Genomic DNA, 21,547 nt, shown 5'->3' with positions numbered 1-21,547 from the left:
CGGCGGGGCGCGATCCGCCCACAATGGCGCTCGCCAGATGGCGCGGCGCGGGCAATGGAGGCACGAGTTCATGGAAAGGCAGATCCCGGTGGCGCCTGCGGAGATTCCAGCAGCGGAATTCGCCGAGCGGCGGGCCAGGGCGGCGGAACTGGCTGGGAAGGCCGGGTTCGACGGGCTCCTCGTCTGCGCGCGCGGGGGCGGCACCCTCGATCGGTATGGCGACGTCGTCTACCTGACCAATTTCTACACCTCCTTTCCCTACATTCCCGACCTTTCCGCTGGATGGAGCGCTCGGGCCCATGCCTTCGTCGTGCTCGCTGGAGATGGCCGGGCGCTGCTGATCAACGACTGTCCCGACGACGGGCGCATCCGGCTCGAGGCCGATGCCATCAGGACGACGGATTTCGTCGCCGATGGTGTGGTTGCGGCAGTGCGCGAACTCGGGCTCGAGGCCGGGCGGATCGGCATCGTCGGACGAGACACGCTGCCGCTGTCGACCTACGAGCAACTCGCGGGCAGCCTGCCGGGCGTCACCTGGGGCGAGGGACAGGCGATCCTCAAACAGCTGCGGGCGGTCAAGAGCCCGGCCGAGATCGCCCTGCTCAAGCACGCGAGCGCGGTCGGGTCGGTGACCATCGAGGCGATGATGGCGGCGGCGGTCCCGGGCGCCTGTCACGGTGATGTGGTGGCGGCAGGGTGCAAGGTCCTGCTGCCGGCGGGCGGTGTGTTCTACAACTCCTTCATGACCTCGGGGCGGGGCGGCGAGGACCCGCTCTACGTGCGAACGACGTTCCCGACCTGGGGCTCCCGCGAGCGGCTGGCGGACGGCCAATGGATTCGGCTCGGCATCTCAGGTGTCGTCGGGGGGTACTATTTCGACCTCTCGCGATCCAAGGCGATCGGGGCGCAGACCAACCGGGAGATCGAACTTTTCGAGGACGCCATTGCAATCATCGAGGCGGGGATCGCGGCGGTTCGACCGGGTGCGACAGCCGAGGAGGTTGCGCATGCCGGCCTCTCCAAGCAGGAAGCGCTCGGCTATCCGAACGATGGCGTCTTTTCCGGCCTCGGGCATGGCGTCGGATTGGGCTGGGACGCGCCCTGGCTGGCGCCTGGAGACAAGACGGTGCTCGTGCCCGGCATGGTGCTGTGCCTCGAGCGCACGATCCGCAAGGACGGCTACCTCGGGGACTTCGAGGAGACGGTCGTCGTGACCGAAGATGGTTCGGAACGCATCACATCGGCGCGCTTGCGAAACTGGTAGGCCGACCGTGGGTGACCCGTCCCGACCTTGGCGACCGGTCGGTGGGTCGCTCGCTCACTCACTCACTTACTCACTCACTCACTCGCTCGCAAGTGCTGCTGATCGCAACCAATTTGGTGCTCGTGTGGATCCTGGCGCTTGCCTCCGCGACAGGACGGTGGCTAATGGACGCGTTTGGTTCGCCTGTTCAGTGGCGCCGGCACGGATGCGAGAGTGTGTTGTCGCGCGAGGCCAGCCAGTGACGGGCCTCGTCGGGTTGCGTGGAGGGTCGATGTCATGTCCGGTCCTGGGGACGAGATCAAGCCGCTCGCCATAGGGGTGGCGCCCGCGAACGGCGTCGATGCGCTTCGCCAAGTGCGTGAACTCCTTTTCGGCGAGGCGGCGCGGCGCCACGAAAGCGGCCTCCAGGAGCTGACCAGCAGGGTGGCGGCCCTGGAGAGCGCGGGGCGCGCGGATCGCCAGCGCTTCGAACAGCAGATCGCCGAACTCGAGTCCAAGCTGGCACAGAGCCAAGCGGAAACGCGCGCGGTGCTGGCGGCGCGTCTGCGCGAACTCGCCGACGACCTGGAGCGGGCAACCGGGCATGCAAGTAGCCCCGCAAATGGCCGGAGCGAGCCATGAGCGCGGCCGGCAACAACGAAGAACGGGCGCTCGAGACCCTCAAGGCGTTGCTCGTTGGAGAGGAGCGATCGCGGCTCGATGGCGTGCGCGAGCGGGTGGCGCGGCTCGAGCAACAGGCTGGAGACGACGAAGCGCTGCAAGCGAGCGTGACGCGGATCATCGCCGGGGCCCTGCGCGACGCCGAGGTCGAGCGCCACGACGAACTGGCGCGCTCGATCGCGCCGATGGTGGTCTCGACCATCCGCTATGAGATCGTGAACTCGCGCGACCAGATGGTCGAGGCGCTCTATCCGATCACCGGTCAGTTGGTGTCGGCCTATGTCGCGAGCGCGATGCGCGACCTCATGGAGGAGATCAACCGGCGGCTCGAGAGCGGGCTCTCGGCGCGGCGCTACTACCTGCGCATGAAGAGCTTCGCGACCGGGCGACCCTACAGCGAACTCGTGCTGGCCGAACTCAACGCGCCACGGGTCGAGGCACTCTATCTCGTCAGGCGCGGCTCGGGCGAGTTGATCGACAGCTGGTCGGCACCGGCGAACATGGGCGATGGCCGGCAGGGCGGCGCGATGGCCGGCAGGGCGGCCGAGGTAGCAAGGGGCGGCGATCGCGAGCGCTTGCTCGGCAGCTTCCTGACCGCGCTCACCGAATTCGCGCGCGAGGCCTTCCGCGCCGAGGAGGGCGCGCTGCAGACGCTCGACCTCCAGTCCCACCGCATCTATCTCAGGGCATCGCCCGCCCACCTCATCGCCGCCAAGTGCTCGTCCGCCGTGCCGCACAACATCGAGCGGGCGCTGGATGGCATCTTTCTCGAGGTGCTTTCCAAGCACGCCGACGCGCTCGCGGGCGCGAATGCCACGCCGCGGGCGGACCTGCTCGCCGTGTTGCCGGACTTTGCCTCCCGGCTCGAAAGCGAATTGACGGAGATTTCGGAAAAGCGCAGCGGCGGCAACGGCCTCGCGACCGGGATGCTCGGTCTCGTCGCGGCGGCGCTGGTGGCCTGGCTCGGCTGGACCACGTTCGTGGACTGGCGCGAGAACACGGTACGCGAGCAGGTGCTCGCCATGAAGCAGGAACTGCCGTCCTTCCAGGGCTATCCCGTCACTGTCCGGGTGGACGATCTCGGTCGTCGGATCACGCTCGAGGGGCTGGCGCAGTCGCTGGCGGATCGTGACGCATTGCTGTCGCGCATAGATGCGGAACTGAGCCCGCGCCAGCTCCGCAACGATATCACCATCGTTCCGGACTTGGCCACGGCGCGCGAACTGGCCGGCAGGACGGATGCACTCAACGAGCGTCTTTCAGGTGTCGCGCGGCTCGTCGAGGCGATCGATCCACGGCAGTTGCAGGCGGTGACGGGCGAACTCGAGGCGCTGCGGCGAGGCCTCGCGGAAATCGAACAGCGCACCGCGGCGATCGCCGAGCAACAGGCGGAGTTCGCGAGGGTGGTGAGCACGGCTGCCAGCCGCAGCGACATCGAAGGCGAGCGCGAGGCGCGTGGCCGGGATCGGGCGGCGCTCGAGCAGAGCGTCGGCTCGCTCGCGGCGGCCCTCGCGGTTCTCCAGCGCGATTTGACGCAGGGGGCCAGCAAGGCCGCGCTCGAGGCGCTGGACGAACGTCTCGCGCAACTCGTCGGTCGGTTCGGTGACGTCGAGATGGCCCTCGCGGGGGCGGCTTCCCGCTCGCGGCTGGCCGAGCTGCATTCGGCCATCGGCGTGCTTTCCCAGGATCTGGCACACACGCGCAACGAGGTCGGCGCGGCGGCGGCGGGCGCGGACGTGGCTCGGCTCGTCGGCGTCATCGAGACACTGTCGCGGCGGTTGGCGCAGATCGAGCGTCAGGTCGATCTCGGACCGGTCTCGGCGAGCCTCGAAACGCTCGGCAGTCGCCTCGGCGAGTTGGAGCGCACGCTATCGTCGCCCAGTCAGCGGCTCGACGATTTCATTTCGCAAAATGCCGTGTTCTTCGACACGGGAACGAATGTTCGCAACGACGCACGAGCCCGGGCGGCGCTTCGGCGGCTCGCACAGATCCTCGTCGACGGTGATTTCAGCATCCGCGTGGTCGGCTACACGGACGATGCGGGATCGGCGGCGGCCAATGAACTGCTCGCGGTCAATCGCGCCGAGGCCGTCAAGGCCATCCTCCTCGAGTTCGGGGTCAAGGACGAGCAAGTCATCACCGTCGGGCGGGCCGAGCGGCTGGTGCTTTCCAATTTCAATGGTCCGGGAAGCCCCAACAGGCGCGTCGAATTCGAGCGCGGATTCGCTGGAGAACGTTGAGGAGATGGCAGCCTACAAGGTCATCGTGCTGGGCGAGATCGCGGTCGGCAAGACATCGCTCGTCAGGCGCCTCAAGCTCGGGCGCTTCGAGGCGGATTACCGGGCGACGGTGGGTGTCGACATCTACCAGTTCGAGATCGAGCCGGGCGGTGATCCGGACGGCTCCAACGGCGGCGAGAAGGCCGACCCGGTGTCCCTCATGATCTGGGATATCGAAGGCGACATGGCCGAGAGCGTTCTTCAACACTACTACAGCTTCGGAGCCGATGCCGCGTTGATCGTCTCGGATGCGACACGACCGGAGACCGAGGCGACGGCCGAGGTTTTGGGCAGCGAGTTCGTGGAATGCTTTCCGGGTCGACCATTCATCCAGGCGGTGAACAAAATCGATCTGGTGCCCGAAGCGAGGTCCGGCACCTACGAGACGCTCGGCCGGCATGCCGAGCGCGTCATGCTGACGAGCGCGCTCACGGGCGAGATGGTCGGCGAAGCGTTCGGCGCCGTCGCGACGGTGCTGGAGCGACGCTCCCGAGGCGGGTGACGGACAAGATGACGATCGATGCCGAAAAGGCCGCAATTGACGATCGGAAAGTGATCGGGACCGCGTCATCGGGAGTAGCCGGCGATCCGCTCGCGCTCAGCGCGGTGGCCCACCTCGCCAGTCACGACCTCATGGCGGTCTTTTCGCTCGACGAGAACCTAACGGTGCGGTCGGCGTTCAATGCGGGCTGGATCGCGGTTGAGCCCGGGATCGAGGCGAGCCGTGCGCTGCCGTTCCTCGCCCGCATGGAGGGGCTGCTGCACGGGCTCGAAATCGGCGGCCGCCATCTGACGCTGCACAACATCGGTCTCGATCCCCTGGCCTCCGATCCCGTCAAGGTGACGGCCCAGGTGTTTCGCGTGCCGGATGGCTATCTCGTTCTGCTCCAGAGGGTTGCGGCGCTGACCCAACTCGAGCACGAGGTGATCCGGCAGGTGCGGGCCCGGCGCGTGGCGGAGGCTGAATTGCGGGCGGCCGAAAGCGCGCTCGCGGCGTCCGCGGAGCGTCTGCAGCGCACGAACGTCGAGCTATCGCGCGTCAATCGAGAGCTCGATGCCTTCGCGCACGTAATCTCCCACGATCTCAAGGCGCCGCTCAGGGCCATGCGTGTCACCCTCGAGGCCGCTTTGCCGGAGGATGAGAGCGAGGGGGCCGGGGACGCCGAGCCGCGCGTCTCGCTCTTGCGCCAGGACCATCGGCGTCTGCAACGGCAGGTCGCACTCATGAGCGAGATGATCACGGGCCTGCTCAGCTATGCGCGCGGGACCAGCGATCTCGAACTCGTGGAGGAGGTCGATACGCATCGCCTCATTTCGCGCATCGTCGACGGTCTCGAGGTGGCGATCGGCCAGGATGGCGATGCGGGCATCACGTTTCGCATCGCCGGCGATTGGCCCATGATCGAGACCGTACCGGATGCGCTCGATGTCGTCTTGCGGAACCTCGTTTCCAACGCCGTCAAGCACCACGACCGGGCAACGGGGCTCGTGCGCATCTCGGCGCAGCGCGTCGGCGACGAAACGCGCTTTTCCGTCGCCGACGATGGTCCCGGGATTCCCCGCGCGGCGCAGTCGATGGTTTTCAAGCCATTCCGATCGGCGAAAGGTGTGTCGCCGGACGGATCGGGTCTGGGCCTATCGATGGTCAAGAAACTCTGTGACCGCTTCAACGCGAAAGTCGATATCGAGTCGCCACTCCATGCGGGACGCGGTACGGCCTTTCATGTCGATTGGCCGCATCGGGTCGAAAGGAAAGATCAATGATGGCTGCGCTCGTCCCAGTCCGTCTGGCCGGGTCCGTGTTCGGCCATTTCATTCGAAGCGGTTCCGTGGGGGGAATTGCAGCTTTCGGTAATTTCGGTCGCCTCCCGGGCGACCTTGGAACCAGTCAAGCAGGACACCCACACAGATGAGCCGCAACTCCAATTCCGGGCGCAATGTGCTCGCGCATCGTGCCGATCTGCAGCGGCTCAAGTCGCAATTGCCGCCCTACAAGGATTTCCTCGTCATCGACGACAACGAGTTCGACGGGGAGGTGCTGCGGGCCGTGCTGCACGTCTGGTTCGGCTACGACATCGACGTGCGCTCGGCGCGTTCGATCGGCCTCGGCCTCGACTGCCTGCAGGAGCGGATCCCCGACGTGGTCTTCCTCGACGACTACCTGCCGCCGAGCGACACCGCCGTCGAGAACATGCCGTACCTGCGGCGCTGGGGATACAAGGGGCCGATCATCATCATCTCGAGCCACCTCAACCGCAAGCGCAAGCTCCAGGTGATGGAGGCCGGGGCAGCCGACGTCATCCACAAGGACGACCTTTCGGCGGTCGGCATCGGCGAGGTGTTCGCACGGCTCACGCTCGGCAGCGCAGCCGACGAGTTCATCCGTGATCTCAGGCCACCCGTCGAAGAGCCGTCGGAGGTCGAGGACGGTGCCTTCGATGCAGGCGGCGAGCCCGCTTTCGACGAGGCGACAGCCGCCGAGGACAGTGGGACGGATGCGAGCGAGGGCTCGGAAAGGGACTGAAAAACGCACCCGCCTCGAAGCCCGAGGCGGGTGGGGCGTGCGGTCAATTCGCGGCACGAGGCGGCGGGCGGGCGCCCGGCCGGTGCGGCGGCGGCAGGTCAGCGCTTGACGAGCGCGTCGCGGATTTCCTGCAGCAGCACCTCGGAACGTGGCGGCACGGCCGGCGCGGCGGCCTGCTCCTTCTCGAAGCGCGTCTTGGCGGTGTTGTAGGCCTTGATGATCATGAAGATCGCAAAGGCGATGATCGCGAAGCTGATCAGCGAGTTGATGAACGAGCCGTAGTTGATGGCGACGGCCGGGGCGTCGGCCGTGGCGCTCTTGAGTGTCAGCTTCAGCTCGGAGAAGTCGACGCCATTGAGCATCATGCCGATCGGCGGCATGATGATATCCTCGACGAGCGACTTCACGACCGTGCCGACCGCGCCGCCGATCACGATGCCGGTGGCCATGTCGATGAAATTGCTCTTCAAGGCAAAATCGCGGAATTCCTGGAGAAGGCCCATGGGTTGGTTCCTCATTGATCGCGGCTGGTGGGCTGCGGGCAAACAAATGGGTTCACGGCCGTAGGACCGTGCCGAGCATTGCGACGTTAGTCTTAGCGCCGACTATCCACAATGGCTCGAATAGGAACGACATTTCCGCTGATAAGGTTGCATCGGTTGGGTGGCGGCCGGACCCACGGGTGAGGGAGGCAGGGCGATGGACGGGTGGGTCATCCTTCTGACATCGCTCAGCTATCTCGGTATCCTGTTCGCGGTCGCTTACTACGGCGACTGGCGGGCCGCGAAAGCCAAGACCGGCCCGAGCGCACGGCCGATGATCTATGCGCTGTCACTCGCGGTCTACTGCACGTCCTGGACGTTCTTCGGCAGTGTCGGCATCGCGTCGCGATCGGGTGGGGACTTCCTGCCGGTCTACATCGGACCGGTTCTGATGATGATCTTCGGATGGCCGCTGCTCTTGCGCATCATCCATCTCGCCAAGACCCAGAACATCACCTCGGTCGCCGACTTCATCGCCGCGCGCTACGGCAAGAACCAGACCCTCGCCTCGCTCGCCGCACTGATCGCGGTCGCCGGAACGATCCCCTACATCGCGCTCCAGCTCAAGGCCGTCTCGGGCTCGGTCACGACGATCCTCGGCGACGAGATCGGCGCCTTGGCGGCGGCGAACTCGCCGGCCGGGGACGTGGCCTTCGCGGTGGCGATGTCGCTCGCCCTCTTCGCCGTCCTTTTCGGCACACGGCACATCGATGCCACCGAGCATCAGGACGGCCTGGTCCTCGCGATCGCGCTCGAATCGGTGATCAAGCTCGTCGCGTTCCTCGCCGTCGGCTGCTTCGTCACGTTCTGGATGTTCGATGGTTTCGGCGATCTCTGGTCGCGCGCCATGGCCTCGCCCGCGGTCGAGCGGATTTTCACCAGCGGGTTCAGCCCGGAGACCTGGATCACCATCACGTTCCTCAGTCTCGTGTGCATCGTGCTGCTGCCCCGCCAATTCCATGTGGCGGTGGTCGAGAACCGGGGCGCGAAGGAGGTGCAGCGGGCGAAGTGGCTGTTCCCGCTCTACCTACTGCTGATCAACGCCTTCGTCGTGCCAATCGCGCTCGCCGGCCTCGTCACGTTCACGGACGGAAGCGTGGATGGCGACACCTTCGTGCTGGCGCTGCCGAAGGCGGCCGGGGCCGGGTTCGTCACCATGATCGCCTTCATCGGCGGGCTGTCGGCGGCGACGGCGATGGTCATCGTGGCGAGCGTGGCGCTCGCGATCATGATCTGCAACGACGTCGTCGTGCCGCTCATGCTGCGCCGTCAGGCGATCGGGCGGGCGGATCCCGATACGCTCGAGGAGATCGGGCCACTGCTGCTCAACATCCGCCGGATCTCCATCATCGTCGTGCTGGTGCTCGCCTACGGCTTCCATCGCACGCTCGCCTCGGGGCAGGCGCTCGGCTCGATCGGATTGCTCTCCTTCGCGGCGATCGCCCAGCTCGCGCCGGCGTTCTTCGGGGGGCTGTTCTGGTCGCGGGCGAACGCGCGCGGCGCGCTCACGGGGATCTCGCTCGGCTTTGCGATCTGGGTCTACACGCTGCTGCTGCCGTGGTTCTCGGCAGCGGGGTGGAATATCGAGGGGCTGCTCGCCCATGGACCTTTCGGTATCGCGGCGCTGCGCCCGCAGGCGCTGTTCGGCCTCGAGATGTCGCCGATCGCACATGGCGTTCTGTTCTCGATGCTCGCCAACGTCGGCGGGCTCGTGATCGTCTCCCTGCTGTCGCGCTCGGATCCGGTCGAACGCATGCAGGCGAGTATCTTCGTCGGCCGCGACATGCCGCCGATGCCCGCCGGTTCGGCGGTGCGGCTCTGGCGCTCGACGATCACGGTCGGCGACCTCATGCTGGCGACGGGACGATATCTCGGGACGGAGCGGGCAGAGCGGGCCTTCAACGAGCATGCGCGCGGTCGCGACATGGTGCTCAACGCGAACGCGGAAGCCGATCTGCACACACTGCGCTTCACCGAACACCTGCTGGCGAGCGCGATCGGCGCGGCCTCCTCGAGACTGGTCCTCTCGTTGCTCCTCAAGCGCCACAATCTCGGCGACCGCTCGGCAATTCGTCTCCTCGACGATGCCTCCGAGGCGCTGCAATACAATCGCGATCTCCTGCAGTCGGCGCTCGATCAGGTGGCGCAGGGCATCGCCGTGTTCGACAAGGACCTGCGCCTCATCTGCTGGAACCGGCAGTTCCGTAACCTGCTGCGGTTGCCGGAGGAGGCCGGGCGGATCGGAATTCCGCTCGAGCAGTTGCTCAGGACCGTGGCCGAGCAGGGCAACTTCGGAGCCGGGCCGATCGAGACGATCGTGGCGGATCGGATGCGGCGGCTGGTGCGCACGAAGGAGACATTCCACGAGCGCTTGGAGCATGGCCGGCGGGTGTTGGAAATCGCGACCAATCCGATGCCGCAGGGGGGCATCGTGACGACCTTCACCGACATCACGGAGCGTGTGGAGGCGGCCGATGCGCTGACACGGGCCAATGAGACGCTCGAACGGCGGGTGCGGGACCGGACCGCCGAACTCACCAAGGTCAATCACGCGCTGACCGAAGCCAAGGCCAAGGCGGACGAGGCCAACCTCGACAAGACACGGTTCCTCGCCGCGGCCAGTCACGACATCCTCCAGCCCCTCAACGCCGCGCGGCTCTACACCTCGAGCCTCGTCGACCGCGCGGGAGAGGGCGAGCATGGGCGCCTCGTGCACAACATCGATGCCTCGCTCGAAGCGGTGGAGGATATTCTCGGGGCACTGCTCGATATCTCGCGGCTCGATACCGGAAAGCTCGAACCGGAATATTCGGTCTTTCCATTGAACGAGCTGATCGACCGGCTGGTGGTGGAGTTCACGCCCGTTGCCGAGGATGCCGGTCTTACATTGAAGACGGTGCCGACCACACTCTGGTTGCGCTCGGACCGGCGATTGCTACGACGGGTGCTACAGAATTTCCTCTCCAACGCCATCAAGTACACCGAGCGCGGCCGCGTCCTGATCGGCTGCAGGCGGCAGGCGGGTCACGTGCGGATCGAGGTGTGGGACACCGGCCCCGGCATCCCGCGCGCCATGCAGCCGCTCATCTTCAAGGAATTCCACCGCCTCGAAAGCTCGTCGCGCAACGTGCGGGGCCTCGGGCTCGGGCTTTCCATCGTGCAGCGGATCGGGCGTGTCCTGAAGCAACCGGTCTCCGTGGTTTCGACCGTCGGCAAGGGCTCCATGTTCGCGATCACCGTTCCGGTCGCGGGGCCGGTGGTGCGCAAGGGGGTCGAGGGAGAGGTTGCTCGGGCGGTCGGAAGTCTCGGCGGTCTGTCGGTGCTTTGTGTCGACAACGAACCGCGTATCGTCGAGAGCATGCGCATGCTGCTCGAGGGCTGGGGCTGTACCGTGTCGACGGCGCACTCGCAGGCGGAGTGTCTCGAGGTGATCACGCGGGCCGGGCGCTGGCCCGATGCAATTCTCGCCGACTACCATCTCGATCAGGGGACGGGGCTCGAAGCGATCGAGGCGATCCGGGCGAAGGCCGGGGCCAGTATTCCCGCGACCATCATCACAGCGGACCAGTCGCCGGAATTGCAGCGTGAGCTGCGCGAGCGGGAAATTCCGCTGTTGCGCAAGCCTCTGAAGCCGGCGGCTCTCAGGGCCGTACTCGGTCAGGTGCGCCAGGCCCTGCGCTCGGCCGCGGAGTAAGGCGCGCGCACTGCCGCCTGGCGGATGCCCCTGGCCCTGGCGCCCGGCAGGGCGCTCCGATCAAGATGGCGAGCCAGCCTCGCCGAGGCGCTGCCAGTCGCCGGCCTCGATCTTGTTGACGGCGATCACTGCCTGGGTGCGGCTGTCGACGCCGAGCTTCTGGAGGATCGCCGAGACATGCGCCTTCACCGTCGCCTCGGAGACGCCGAGTTCGTAGGCGATCTGCTTGTTGAGGAGGCCTTCGCCCAACATCATCAGAACGCGGACCTGCTGTGGCGTCAGCGTGGCGAGCCGGGTGATGAGGGAAGTGGTGTCGTCGGCGGGTTTGGCATCGGGGTCGAAGTCCGGTGGCCACCAGACCTGTCCGGCCAGAACCCGTCCGATCGCTTCGCGAATGACGTCGACGGAATTCGATTTGGGAACGTAGCCGGAAGCGCCGAAGCCGAGGCACGTGCGGATCGTCTGGAAATCCTCGTTGGCCGAGACCACGACGACCGGGATTTCGGGATGCTGGGCCCGCAGGTACATGAGGCCCGAATAACCGCGCACGCCGGGCATCGAGAGATCCAGTAGGACGAGATCGATGTCCGGCCTGCTGGAGAGCATCGTGGTCAAGTCTTCGAGTCCGCTCGCCTCGAGGATCAGCGCATCCTCCAGCGAGGTCGAAAGGGCCTGGCGCAGTGCGTCACGGAACAGCGGATGGTCGTCGGCGATGATGATCTGCTGTCGCGCCATTTTGCCACCTCGCTTTCAAGTGGGGCGCCGACCGGATGCACCGGCGCTCGCCCCACCCGGCAGTATGCAAGAAGTCACCGGATGCCTGCAACATGTCTCGCCATGGGGTGTTGCGTCGGTTCGTCGCCCCGGCGCCACCCCGAGGGACGCCCGTGGCGTGCGCGAATGCCGGTGAAATCCTGGCAATGGCCACAATTGCGCGCTTTCCCGTGCATTAATCCGCATCGCGGGCAAGGCATGGGCGAAATCGGCCCGGACTTGATGGCATGCTAGGCTCGCCGCGCCGGTAACGAACCGCCAATGGCGGCTGTCGAGCATGTGAGCCGATGAAGAAGAAGATCAGGAAGCCCTATTGGCGGCGCACGAAGCTGCTGCTCATCATGACGCTCATCCTGCCGCTGTTGGTGATCTTCAGCATGCCGGCGTTGCTCGGCCTGCTCGACGGCTTCAACGTGCTCGGCTTTCCGGCCAGCTATTTCGCCGTGGCGCATGGCACCGCGCTCATCGCGGTGGCGGCCGTGCTGCGCTACGTCACGCGTCAGGAGAACGTCGATCGCTGGCACGGCGCCAACGACGAGTTCTGAGGAGCGGCAGTGGTCATGGCGACGATCCCGCAAATGCGAACCCGGCACACGAATCCGCGTCTCGCCTATTATCTCGCGATCTTTGCGAGCGCGTTCGTCGCTCTCATCGTCGTCGCGCTCATCCTCTCGCAGATGGAGGACGGGCAATCCGACCTGGGCGCCATCGTCGTGATCCTGCCGGTCGTCGCCATGGTCATGGTGGGGGCACTCTCCTACTGCGGTGACGTCGAGCGCTACTACAGCGCCGCGCGGCGCGTGCCGGCCTTCTTCAGCGGGCTGGCGACGGCGTCGATCACGCTCGGGGCGGCGGGTGTCTCGGGCTTTGCCGGGGCCCTGCTGATCGTCGGCTTCGATGCCTTCGCGATCGCCGTCGGGCTGCTCCTCGGGGTGCTCGTACTGGCCGTGCTCATCGCGCCCTATTTTCGCAAGTATGGGGGGCACACGCTCGCCGGGTTCCTCGGCAGGCGCTTCCAGAGCCGTCGCGTCCGGGTGCTGGTCGCGCTCGTCACGGCGGTACCGCTGACGCTGCTGGTGGCCGGCGAGTTGAAAATCCTGAGTGACCTCGTGGCGCGTCACACCGGCCGCGAGACCGCCAGCGTGTTGCCGCTCATGGCGTTCGCCGTAGCGCTCGCCGTCGGTCTCGGCGGCATGCGGGGCGCGAGCGCGACGGGGGCGGCGGGCGGTTTGACGCTGCTCCTCGCCGTCGTGGTGCCGATCGCGATCGTCGCGGTGATGCGTACCAACCTGCCGCTGGCGCCACTGGTCTACGGTAACGATCTATCCGGACTGGCGAGCAGGGAGGCGGCGCTCGGCCTCGTGCGGTCGGCACCGATGACGCTCGACGTCGGTCTGCCCGGGGTGACGCCGTTGGTGATCACGCAACCGTTCCTCGAACGTTTTTCGAGTTTGGGGGTCGGCGGCTTCCTGTTGCTGGCCTTCACGATCATGGCCGGGGTCGCGGCGATGCCTTCGGTGGTGGCCCGCGCGGCGACGACCCCTACGGTGCTGCAAACCCGCAAGGCGATGGGATGGGCCGTGGTGGTGGCGGCTGTCATCGTGCTGTTCCTGCCGGCAGGGGCCGTATTTGCGCGGCATTACCTGCTCGATATCGGGCAGGGTGTCGACAACTCCTGGTTCACCGGACTTGCCCGGCTCGCCATTGCGGCGCCGGTCGCGGCACCACCAGCGGAAGGCTATGGCGGCTGGCCGGTGGCGCGGGATGGCGCGCTCATGCTGCTACCGGCCGTTGCGCGACTGCCGGAGGTGCTGGTGTTCGCCGTCGGCGCAGGTCTGGTGGTGACGGCATTCGCGGCCGCGAGCGCGCATGCCCTGGCGATCGGCACCAGTCTCGCCGACGATCTCGTGCTGGCCTACGCGCCAGAAGAAGAAAGTGAACTCGCGCGCTCGGTGCTGCCCCGCCTCGTGGCGGCCGGCGCCATCGCGGTCGGCGCGATGGTTGCCGCGCGCAGCGGAACGGACCCGTTCCGACTGATGCTGCTGGCGCTGTCCATGATCGCCGGCAGCGTCTTTCCCGTCGTCGTGATGGCCATCTGGTGGAAGCGCTTTTCGACCGACGGTGCGACCCTCGCCCTCGTCCTCGGTTTCGGACTGACAGCCGGCTATGCCATTCTCTCGGACATCGTCGGCCTGCCGCGCATCCTGATGCTCGATCCGGTGGCGGCCGGCCTCGTCGGGGCGGTTGCAGGAGGGCTCGGGGGCGTGCTCGCCAGTCTCATGGGGCCCAAGACGTCGCAAGAGACGCGTGAATTCGTGCGTGACATCCGCATGCCCGGCGGCGAGACGGTGTTCGACCGGGAACGGCGGCTCGCGGCGGCGAGCCGGCGCCGGCGGGCAACGGCGAATGTCGGCGCCAGCACCTGAGCGAGGATCGAGACCAGCATGCGACGAACACTCTTTGCGCCGATCGAGCCCTACCGATCCGGGCAACTGGCCGTGGGAGACGGTCACGAGATCTACTTCGAGGAGAGCGGAAATCCGCACGGCAAGCCGGTCGTCATGGTGCACGGCGGGCCGGGCGGCGGCTCCAATCCGTCGATGCGCCGGTTCCACGATCCGCAGCGCTATCGCATCATCTGTTTCGACCAGCGAGGGTGCGGGCGCTCGCGGCCCTATGCCAGTCTCGAGGCGAACACCACCTGGCATCTGGTCGCCGACATGGAGCGGATTCGCGTCGAACTCGGCATCGAACGCTGGCAGCTCTGCGGGGGGTCGTGGGGCTCGACGCTCGCGCTCGCCTATGCCCAGAGGCATCCCGCGCGCGTCACCGAGATGATCCTCAGGGGAATTTTCCTCCTGCGACGCGCGGAGATCGAGTGGTTCTACCAGGAAGGCTGCAGCTGGCTGTTCCCGGATGCCTTCGAGGCCTACTCGAGCGTGATCCCCGAGGCCGAACGTGGTGACCTGGTCGCGGCCTTCCATCGGCGGCTGACCGGCGAGGACGACGTCGAAAAACTGCGCGCGGCGAGGGCCTGGAGCGTCTGGGAAGGCACGACGCTCGCCATGACCCAGGACGCCGGACGGGTCGCGGCCTTCGGGCAGGACCACTACGCCCTCGCGTTCGCGCGTATCGAATGCCACTATTTCCAGAACCGTGGTTTCTTCGAGCGGGACGATCAGCTCCTGCACAATGCATCGAAGCTCGAGGGCATACCGGCGGTCATCGTCCATGGTCGGTTCGACGTCGTCACGCCGCTGCGTTCGGCCTTCGATCTCGCCAAAGTGTGGCCGTCGGCCGAGCTGCGCATCGTGCCGGACGCGGGGCACGCGATGTCCGAACCCGGCAACATGCACGAGATCATCCTGGCGGCGGAGCGGTTCGCGGCGGGCGCCTGATCGCTCGGGCGCCGGCCGCGGGGGCTCGTCAGCGCCAGCGCTTGGCCAGGGCGGCGGCCTCCTCTTCGGCCGTGAGCGGTTCGCCGAGGCCGAGCAACCGCTCCATGCCGATGATGGCGTCCTTGGTGCCGGCGCTCGCCGGTCGGTAGCCGCCGGTGTCATCGAGCGTTGCGATCCGGGCCGCGCCTTCGACGACCCAACCGTCCGGTTCGCGGCAGGCGATGGCGGCCGAAAGGGGCGCCATGCTTTGGCTGTCGGCGACCAGCTCCAGCTCGCGGCAGAAGCGACCGGCGCCGTCCTTGAACGAAGCAACGACCATGAATTGCGGCGCGGCCTCGCCGGAGCCGGAGAGTTCCCCGCCAGCACGGTGTTCCAAGAGGTCGCCCAGGGGCGACGCGGCGGGCACCGGGCCGACGGCGAGGGCGGTCGCCCCGGCGCCACGGCCGCCGTGGTCCGGCAACGCAAGGAGGTTGGCAAGCCCGAAGCCGAGGGCGAAGATCATGGAGGCAGCGAGCGCGAGGTGAGCCGGACGCGCCCGGCGGAGGTCCGGGAAGGTCAGTATCCGCGCGCCTGCGGCGGCCCCATCGGCGTGCCCCAGGGATGCGGCGTCCGTGCCGCTGGCATTGCCGGACGGCGCCTTCATGATGGCTTCGACGAGCCGGCTCGGCGGGACCTCGTTGAACGGTTCCGCGTAGGCCTCGCTGACGAGGTCGCGGGTCCGGCGGAATTGCTCGACGAGCCGGAGTGCCTCGGCATCTCCTGCGATCGCGTGTTCGAGCGCGCGCGCCTCCTCGGGTGACAGCAGCCCGTCAGCGTAGGACATCAATTGCTCGTCGGTGGGCCTTGTCATGTCGGTCGACCGTTTCTGTTGGGCGTGGCGTGGCATAGCGTTGCATTCATGCCGATTTCCCGCTGGCGGCCGGCGCCCTCGGCGCGGCCTCCAAGATTTCGGCGAGGCGTCGCCGTGCCCTCGCGAGTCGGCTCATCACCGTGCCGATCGGGATTTCCAGCGTGCTGGCGGCCTCCTTGTAGGACATGCCGTCCACCACAACGAGGCTGAGGACGAGGCGCTGCTCGGTTGGCAGGCGGGCAACCTCTTCGCGGATCACCGCGAGATCACTGCGTGCCTCGGTGCGTTCATGAATGCGGTCGTCGTCGGCCACGTTGTCCAAAATCTCCGGATCGTCGACCATCTTGCGCCGCTTGGCGCTGCGCAGTCGGTCGAGCCAAATCGTCTGAACGATACGGAACATCCAGCTGTCGAGCCGCGTACCTGGCATGAACTGGTCCGAGCGCAGCAGCGCGCGTTCGCAGGCCGCCTGAACCAGGTCGTCGGCCTCGTCCATCGTGCCACACAGCCCGTAGGCGAAGCGCCGCAGGCGCGGTAGAAGCGCGACCAGCTCGTGACGGAGATCGTCTGCCATACTGGGGTTCCGATATCGAACTTGCCTGGAGAACGACCGGCGGGCGCACCTATTCCCCTCGGTCCTGCGATTTCCGCCATCGGCCACCGCGACAAGCATTCGTGATGTGCCACGGGAATAGATCAGTCGCCCGTGCGTTATAAGGCTGTTGGAGAACGTCGAGAGGGCTGGCCGTCATGATGCAATCCAAATGCCCGGCGCAAGACACGGTATGGCGACGCACCATGCAAATCCTCGCGATCGCCGGAACGCTCTGGCTGACGCTGCCAATTGCCACTTGGCTGGCGACGACGCCAGCGATGGCGGACGACGGTGACGGCGATGGCGATGGCGGCGGCGGCTCGGGCGGCGGAAGTGGCGGTGGTGGGTCGGCGGGCAGTGGCGGCGGTTACGACAACTCATGGCGGCGCGGTCGTTCCTACTACGGTCGCAAGCGTTACCGGGCGAGGCGTGCGGCGCGTCAGCGCTACCGGGCCGAGCGGCGGACCAAATCGAGGCGCGCGCGGCGAACCGCGGCGCGCCCCGCGGTGGTACGCGCGCCCTCACCGCGTGAGATCGTCGCAGCCGGGCTGACGGATGCGGCTATTGCCGAGCTGGTCCGGCAGGGCTTCTCGGTCACCGGTGATCAGGCGCAATCGGCCCTCGGCCTCAGGGTGACGCGGCTCGCCATTCCGCAAGGGCGCTCGTTGTCGCGGGCACTGCGCCTGGCCAAGGAGGCAGCGGGCGATGCCGTGATCGCGCCGAACGATCTCTATAGGCGGCCACGTGCGCGGTTCCGCACATCCGGCGAGTTCTGCGGCGTGCAGTGCGCCTCGTTCGAGGTGACGGCCTGGACGGCCTCTCTGTCGCGCTGCGCGACGGGTCTCGACATCGGGATGATCGATACGCCCATCGAGCTCGGCCACCCGGTTCTCGAGGGGGCCCGGATCGAGCAACTCTCGACGGCGCGCGCCGATCGCGAGGCGGCAGGCACGAACCACGGAACGGGCGTCGCCAGCCTGCTGGTCGGCAATCCCAAGGGCAAAGTGGCCGGCGTGGTCGAGACGGCGCGGCTCATTGCCGTCAATGCTTTTCACGCCGGTTCGGCGGGCGACGAGGCCGACACGTTCGATCTCGTGGCGGCGTTGCGGCTGCTCGGCGAACGCGGGATCAAGGTCGTGAACATGAGCCTGGCAGGTCCCGACAATGCGCTCTTGGAGCGCGAGATCGGCCGCGCCGTCGCGGCGGGGCAGGTCATCGTCGCGGCGGCCGGCGAGCCTGGGCGCGCGAGCGGCTTTCCAGCGCGCTATCCCGGCGTCATAGCCGTCACCGCGATCGACGAGCGCTTGCGCTCGTCCCGGCGTTCGGCACGCGGCGCGCACGTCGCCTTTGCCGCACCCGGGGTTGGGCTAACAGTCGCCGGCGACGGCGGCAGTTTGCAAAAGGTCGAGGGCAGTTCGTTCGCTGCCCCGTTCGTGGCGGCCGCCTATGCCGTCGGTGCGCGTGGCGACGGCGACGTGGCGGCATTGACGGAACGGCTCGCGGCCGGTGCCCGCGACCTCGGACCCAAGGGCCGCGACCCGATCTTCGGCTGGGGGGTCGTCCAGTATACCGCGCTCGGCGGTTGCTGAAGTCGGGGGCGGGGCGCCCGATCAGGCACCTGTCTGGCGGGCGATGCGGGCCAGCGCGTGGCAGACGAGGCGGGCGGCGGTGAACGCAGCCAGCCCATTCGCATCACGTGCCGGAAAGAGTTCGACCGCGGCAAATCCGACGATCGGGCAGCGCGCGGCCGCCTCCTCGATCAATCGGGCAACGTCCGCGAACGACAGACCGCCGGGCGCGGGTCCGATGACGGCCGGCATGACACTCGGGTCGAGGGCGTCGACATCGAGATTGATGAAGAGTGGCCGGCCGGTCGGGATCGCCTCGATGGCTCGCTCGAGGCCGTGGCGGTGGATCTCGGGAGCGGTGACGAACCGGACGCCCCAATTGCGGGCGTCGGCGGCATCGGACGGGCGGGCACTGCCGATGGCCCGGGCGCCGATCTGGGTGATGGCCGCGACATGGGCCATCTCGCTCGCCCGGCGCATATTGCTGGAGAGGCCGAGCCGTTCGCCGCCGACGTCGTCGCGCCAGTCGATGTGGGCATCGATCTGCAGGATCGCGATCGGACCCTCGGCCGCGTAGGCCTCGAGCACCGGGATCGGCACGGAATCGTCGCCGCCGAGGATGACGGGCACGGCGCCGGCCGCGCGAAGGGCGGCGACGGCCGAGCGGATCGTCGACCGGTTGGTCTCGGGCCTGGCCGGGTCCGTGGCGAGATCACCATAGTCGCGGGTATCGACCTCGGGCGAGCCGAGCAAAGGGCCACCGAAATCGAAGTCCTGGTGGTGGCGCGCCGCGCCATAGCGGGCAATGGCCTTGCGCATCGCCGCTGGCGCGGTCGCCGCGTAGTCGCCAGTCGCGCCGTAGGGCGTTGCGTGCGGCACGCCGAGGAGGGCGATGGCGCCGCCCGGCGCCGAGAGGTCGCCGGCGGCAAGCTCGAGGAAGGTGGCGCCCTTGCTGGTGCCGAAGATGCTGGCGATATCCGTCATTGCGAGCCCAACCCTGCCATTGCGTGCGTTTTCGGGCGGTTCAGCCGCGGCCGCGCCTGCCGCGCCTGCGGTCGCTGCCTTGCGCGGCATCGGCCGGTGGGGCGACGAGCGGACCCGTCGCCGCCTCGATCGCGGCGCGGTCGGGGCGCGGGCCAGGGGTGTGCTCGTCGAGGGCCTTGCGCATGCCGGCGAGGTGGCCGGCCGTCGTGCCGCAGCAGCCGCCGACGATTCGGGCACCGGCATCCGCCGCAAGGTGCGCGAACCGTGCCATCAGCTCCGGTGTGCCGGTGTAGACGACCTCGCCGCCTTTGACCTGCGGCACGCCGCAGTTGGCCTTGGCGATGACAATGCGGTCCGGGTCGGCCTCGGTCATGGCGAGGATCGAGACCAGGAGATCGGAGGCGCCGACGCCGCAGTTGGCGCCGATCGCGAGTGGGGCATCCTCGCCGCTCGGCAAGGCGCCGCCGAGGGTGCCGGGCTCGAGGCCCATCATGGTGCGGCCGGCCGTATCGAAGCTGGCGGTGACCGTATGGGGCAGGCCGAGCGAGCGGGCCGCCTCGCAGGCTGCGTTCATCTCCTCGGCGGCGGACATGGTCTCGATCCACATGACGTCGGCGCCGCCTTCGGCAAGGCCTTCCATTTGTTCACGGAACACGGCGACGGCTACTTCGTGCGTCAACTCGCCGAGTGGGGAAAAGAGATCGCCGGTCGGGCCGACCGAACCGGCGACGACCACGGGCCGTCCGGCCGCGTCGGCGACCTTGCGGGCGATGCGGGCGGCGGCTGCGTTGATTTCACGGACACGTCCGTCCAGCTTGTGCAGCTTGAGGCGCCGGGCATTGCCGCCGAACGTGTTGGTCAGGATGATGTCGGCACCGGCATCGACGAAGCTCTGGTGGAGGGCTTCGATGCGCTCGGGATGGGTGATGTTCCATTCCTCCGGCGGGTCGCCTGCCTCGAGACCCATCTGGAAAAGGTTCGTTCCGGTGGCGCCGTCCGCCAGCAGGATGGGCTTCGTTTCGAGAAGTTCGGCGAGCGATGTCATGGCGTCCTCCTCGGGTTGGTGCAGTGCACACAATAGGGTCACGAACGGCTCACTCCTAGCCCCGCAGTTGGTCTAGACTGCTGTATTCCCGGCGGACCCCATTGCGAGGGTGCCCGTCGGCTGGTGGCAACCAGGAGGTGGAGATGTCCGGTTCCCTCATCGCAAGTGCCCGCGAGGCGCTCGAGACCATCGAACGCGAGGGGCTGAGGAAGGTCGAGCGGGTCATCGTCACGCCGCAGTCGGCACACGTCGAGGTGGCAACCACCGACGGCGTGCGGCCGCTGCTCAACCTCTGCGCGAACAACTATCTCGGGCTCGCTGACCACCCGAGGCTGATCGCGGCGGCCAAGCGGGCGCTGGATGAGCGCGGATTCGGGATGGCGTCGGTGCGCTTCATCTGCGGTACGCAGGACCTGCACCGCGAGCTGGAGTGCCGCATCGCCGGCTTCCTCGGGACCGAGGATGCGATCCTCTTTTCGTCCTGCTTCGATGCCAATGCGGGCATCTTCGAAGCGCTGCTCGGGGAGGAGGACGCGATCATCTCGGATGCGCTCAATCATGCCTCGATCATCGACGGGGTCAGGCTCTCGAAGGCGCGACGGCTGCGTTATGCCAACAACGACATGGGTGAACTCGAAGCGAGGCTCATCGAGGCGCGGGATGCGCGGCACCGTCTGATCGTGACCGATGGCGTTTTTTCCATGGACGGCATCATCGCCGACCTGCCGGCGATCTGCGATCTCGCCGAACGCCACGATGCAATGGTCATGGTGGACGATTCGCACGCTGTCGGGTTCGTCGGCGCGCGCGGGGCAGGCACGCCCGAGGCGATGGGCGTCGAAGGGCGCGTCCAACTCCTTTCAGGCACGTTCGGAAAGGCGCTCGGCGGGGCGTCCGGCGGCTACATCGCCGGACCGGGGCCGATCGTCGAGCTCTTGCGCCAGCGCGCGCGTCCCTACCTCTTTTCCAACTCGCTCGCCCCGATGATCGTGGCGGCAACGCTCGAAGCGCTGGATCTGCTCGCGGAATCGGGTGCGCTGCGGGAGCGGCTCGCCGGGAATGCGCAGCACTTCCGAGCCGGCATGGCGGCGGCCGGCTTCGAACTTGCGGGAGCGGGTCACCCGATCGTTCCGGTGATGGTCGGAGAGGCGCGGTCGGCCGTCGCGCTCGCCGAGGCGATGCTGCGGCGCGGGGTTTACGTGACGGCATTCTCCTTCCCGGTGGTGCCGCGCGGCAAGGCGCGAATCCGCACCCAGATGTCGGCGGCGCACACTCGCGAGGACCTGGACACGGCTATTGCTGCATTCGTGGCGGCACGCCAGGAGATCGGGCCGGCTTAGGCGGCGCGTTCCGGGGGCGAACCGGTCGAG

General features: G+C 67.5%; 18 protein-coding genes. 12 read left to right on the top strand and 6 right to left on the bottom strand.

Going from position 1 to position 21,547, the window contains the following annotated elements:
• Positions 1-37 precede the first annotated feature (37 nt).
• From GC150_16055 to GC150_16030, 6 genes are all read left to right on the top strand, one after another.
• Positions 38-1,264, top strand: a complete 1,227-nt coding sequence (locus tag GC150_16055) for a M24 family metallopeptidase (GenBank protein ID MBI1386422.1) — start codon at positions 38-40, stop codon at positions 1,262-1,264.
• A gap of 276 nt (positions 1,265-1,540) precedes the next feature.
• On the top strand, positions 1,541-1,885 hold the full coding sequence (locus tag GC150_16050; protein MBI1386421.1) for a hypothetical protein: 345 nt from the start codon (positions 1,541-1,543) through the stop codon (positions 1,883-1,885).
• Positions 1,882-4,164, top strand: a complete 2,283-nt coding sequence (locus GC150_16045; protein ID MBI1386420.1) for an OmpA family protein — start codon at positions 1,882-1,884, stop codon at positions 4,162-4,164. The genes GC150_16050 and GC150_16045 overlap by 4 nt, the downstream gene beginning before the upstream one ends.
• Complete coding sequence (locus GC150_16040) at positions 4,103-4,705, top strand: hypothetical protein (GenBank protein MBI1386419.1); 603 nt, start codon at positions 4,103-4,105, stop codon at positions 4,703-4,705. The genes GC150_16045 and GC150_16040 overlap by 62 nt, the downstream gene beginning before the upstream one ends.
• 8 nt (positions 4,706-4,713) lie before the next feature.
• Positions 4,714-5,967, top strand: a complete 1,254-nt coding sequence (locus GC150_16035) for a hypothetical protein (protein MBI1386418.1) — start codon at positions 4,714-4,716, stop codon at positions 5,965-5,967.
• Positions 5,968-6,112: 145 nt separating this feature from the next.
• Positions 6,113-6,727, top strand: a complete 615-nt coding sequence (locus tag GC150_16030) for a response regulator (protein MBI1386417.1) — start codon at positions 6,113-6,115, stop codon at positions 6,725-6,727.
• A 98-nt stretch (positions 6,728-6,825) separates the two neighbouring features.
• Here GC150_16030 and mscL read toward each other — a convergent pair whose 3' ends face one another.
• A complete protein-coding gene (gene mscL, locus GC150_16025) occupies positions 6,826-7,230 on the bottom strand; it encodes a large-conductance mechanosensitive channel protein MscL (protein MBI1386416.1) in 405 nt (134 codons plus the stop codon).
• 196 nt (positions 7,231-7,426) lie between these two features.
• On the opposite strand from mscL, the gene GC150_16020 reads away from it, so the two are divergent.
• The gene (locus tag GC150_16020; GenBank protein ID MBI1386415.1) at positions 7,427-10,963 is read left to right on the top strand and encodes a response regulator; all 3,537 of its coding nucleotides are present in this window, start codon (positions 7,427-7,429) and stop codon (positions 10,961-10,963) included.
• Between the two features lie 60 nt (positions 10,964-11,023).
• On the opposite strand, the gene GC150_16015 is transcribed toward GC150_16020, so the two are convergent.
• Entirely contained in the window at positions 11,024-11,698 is a 675-nt protein-coding gene (locus tag GC150_16015; GenBank protein MBI1386414.1) for a response regulator, read from the bottom strand.
• Between the two features lie 326 nt (positions 11,699-12,024).
• Here GC150_16015 and GC150_16010 point away from each other — a divergent pair, with 326 nt between their 5' ends.
• From GC150_16010 to pip, 3 genes are read left to right on the top strand one after another with little or no spacing between them, the layout of a single operon-like run.
• Positions 12,025-12,282: a DUF4212 domain-containing protein gene (locus GC150_16010; protein MBI1386413.1), complete on the top strand. Its 258-nt coding sequence runs from the start codon at positions 12,025-12,027 to the stop codon at positions 12,280-12,282.
• A gap of 15 nt (positions 12,283-12,297) precedes the next feature.
• Positions 12,298-14,163, top strand: coding sequence for a hypothetical protein (locus tag GC150_16005; GenBank protein MBI1386412.1), 1,866 nt, complete (start codon positions 12,298-12,300; stop codon positions 14,161-14,163).
• A gap of 18 nt (positions 14,164-14,181) precedes the next feature.
• Entirely contained in the window at positions 14,182-15,135 is a 954-nt protein-coding gene (gene pip / locus GC150_16000) for a prolyl aminopeptidase (GenBank protein ID MBI1386411.1), read from the top strand.
• Positions 15,136-15,163: 28 nt separating this feature from the next.
• Here pip and GC150_15995 read toward each other — a convergent pair whose 3' ends face one another.
• A complete protein-coding gene (locus GC150_15995) occupies positions 15,164-15,958 on the bottom strand; it encodes a hypothetical protein (GenBank protein ID MBI1386410.1) in 795 nt (264 codons plus the stop codon).
• 73 nt (positions 15,959-16,031) lie between these two features.
• The gene (locus GC150_15990; GenBank protein ID MBI1386409.1) at positions 16,032-16,559 is read right to left on the bottom strand and encodes a sigma-70 family RNA polymerase sigma factor; all 528 of its coding nucleotides are present in this window, start codon (positions 16,557-16,559) and stop codon (positions 16,032-16,034) included.
• A 224-nt stretch (positions 16,560-16,783) separates the two neighbouring features.
• Between GC150_15990 and GC150_15985 the strand changes: the two genes are divergently transcribed.
• Positions 16,784-18,169 carry a S8 family serine peptidase gene (locus GC150_15985; GenBank protein MBI1386408.1) on the top strand — a complete coding sequence of 462 codons (1,386 nt, stop codon included), beginning with the start codon at positions 16,784-16,786 and terminating at the stop codon, positions 18,167-18,169.
• Positions 18,170-18,190: 21 nt separating this feature from the next.
• On the opposite strand, the gene GC150_15980 is transcribed toward GC150_15985, so the two are convergent.
• Positions 18,191-19,222: an arginase gene (locus GC150_15980; protein ID MBI1386407.1), complete on the bottom strand. Its 1,032-nt coding sequence runs from the start codon at positions 19,220-19,222 to the stop codon at positions 18,191-18,193.
• On the bottom strand, positions 19,173-20,177 hold the full coding sequence (gene bmt, locus GC150_15975; protein ID MBI1386406.1) for a betaine--homocysteine S-methyltransferase: 1,005 nt from the start codon (positions 20,175-20,177) through the stop codon (positions 19,173-19,175). The genes GC150_15980 and bmt overlap by 50 nt, the downstream gene beginning before the upstream one ends.
• Positions 20,178-20,320: 143 nt before the next feature.
• Between bmt and GC150_15970 the strand changes: the two genes are divergently transcribed.
• The gene (locus tag GC150_15970; GenBank protein MBI1386405.1) at positions 20,321-21,517 is read left to right on the top strand and encodes a glycine C-acetyltransferase; all 1,197 of its coding nucleotides are present in this window, start codon (positions 20,321-20,323) and stop codon (positions 21,515-21,517) included.
• Positions 21,518-21,547: the final 30 nt, after the last annotated feature.

This window comes from Hyphomicrobiales bacterium (genome assembly GCA_016125495.1).
GTDB lineage: Bacteria > Pseudomonadota > Alphaproteobacteria > Rhizobiales > RI-29 > RI-29.
Note: the sequence above shows the minus strand (reverse complement) of the source record. Positions and strands in the feature narration are given on the sequence as shown.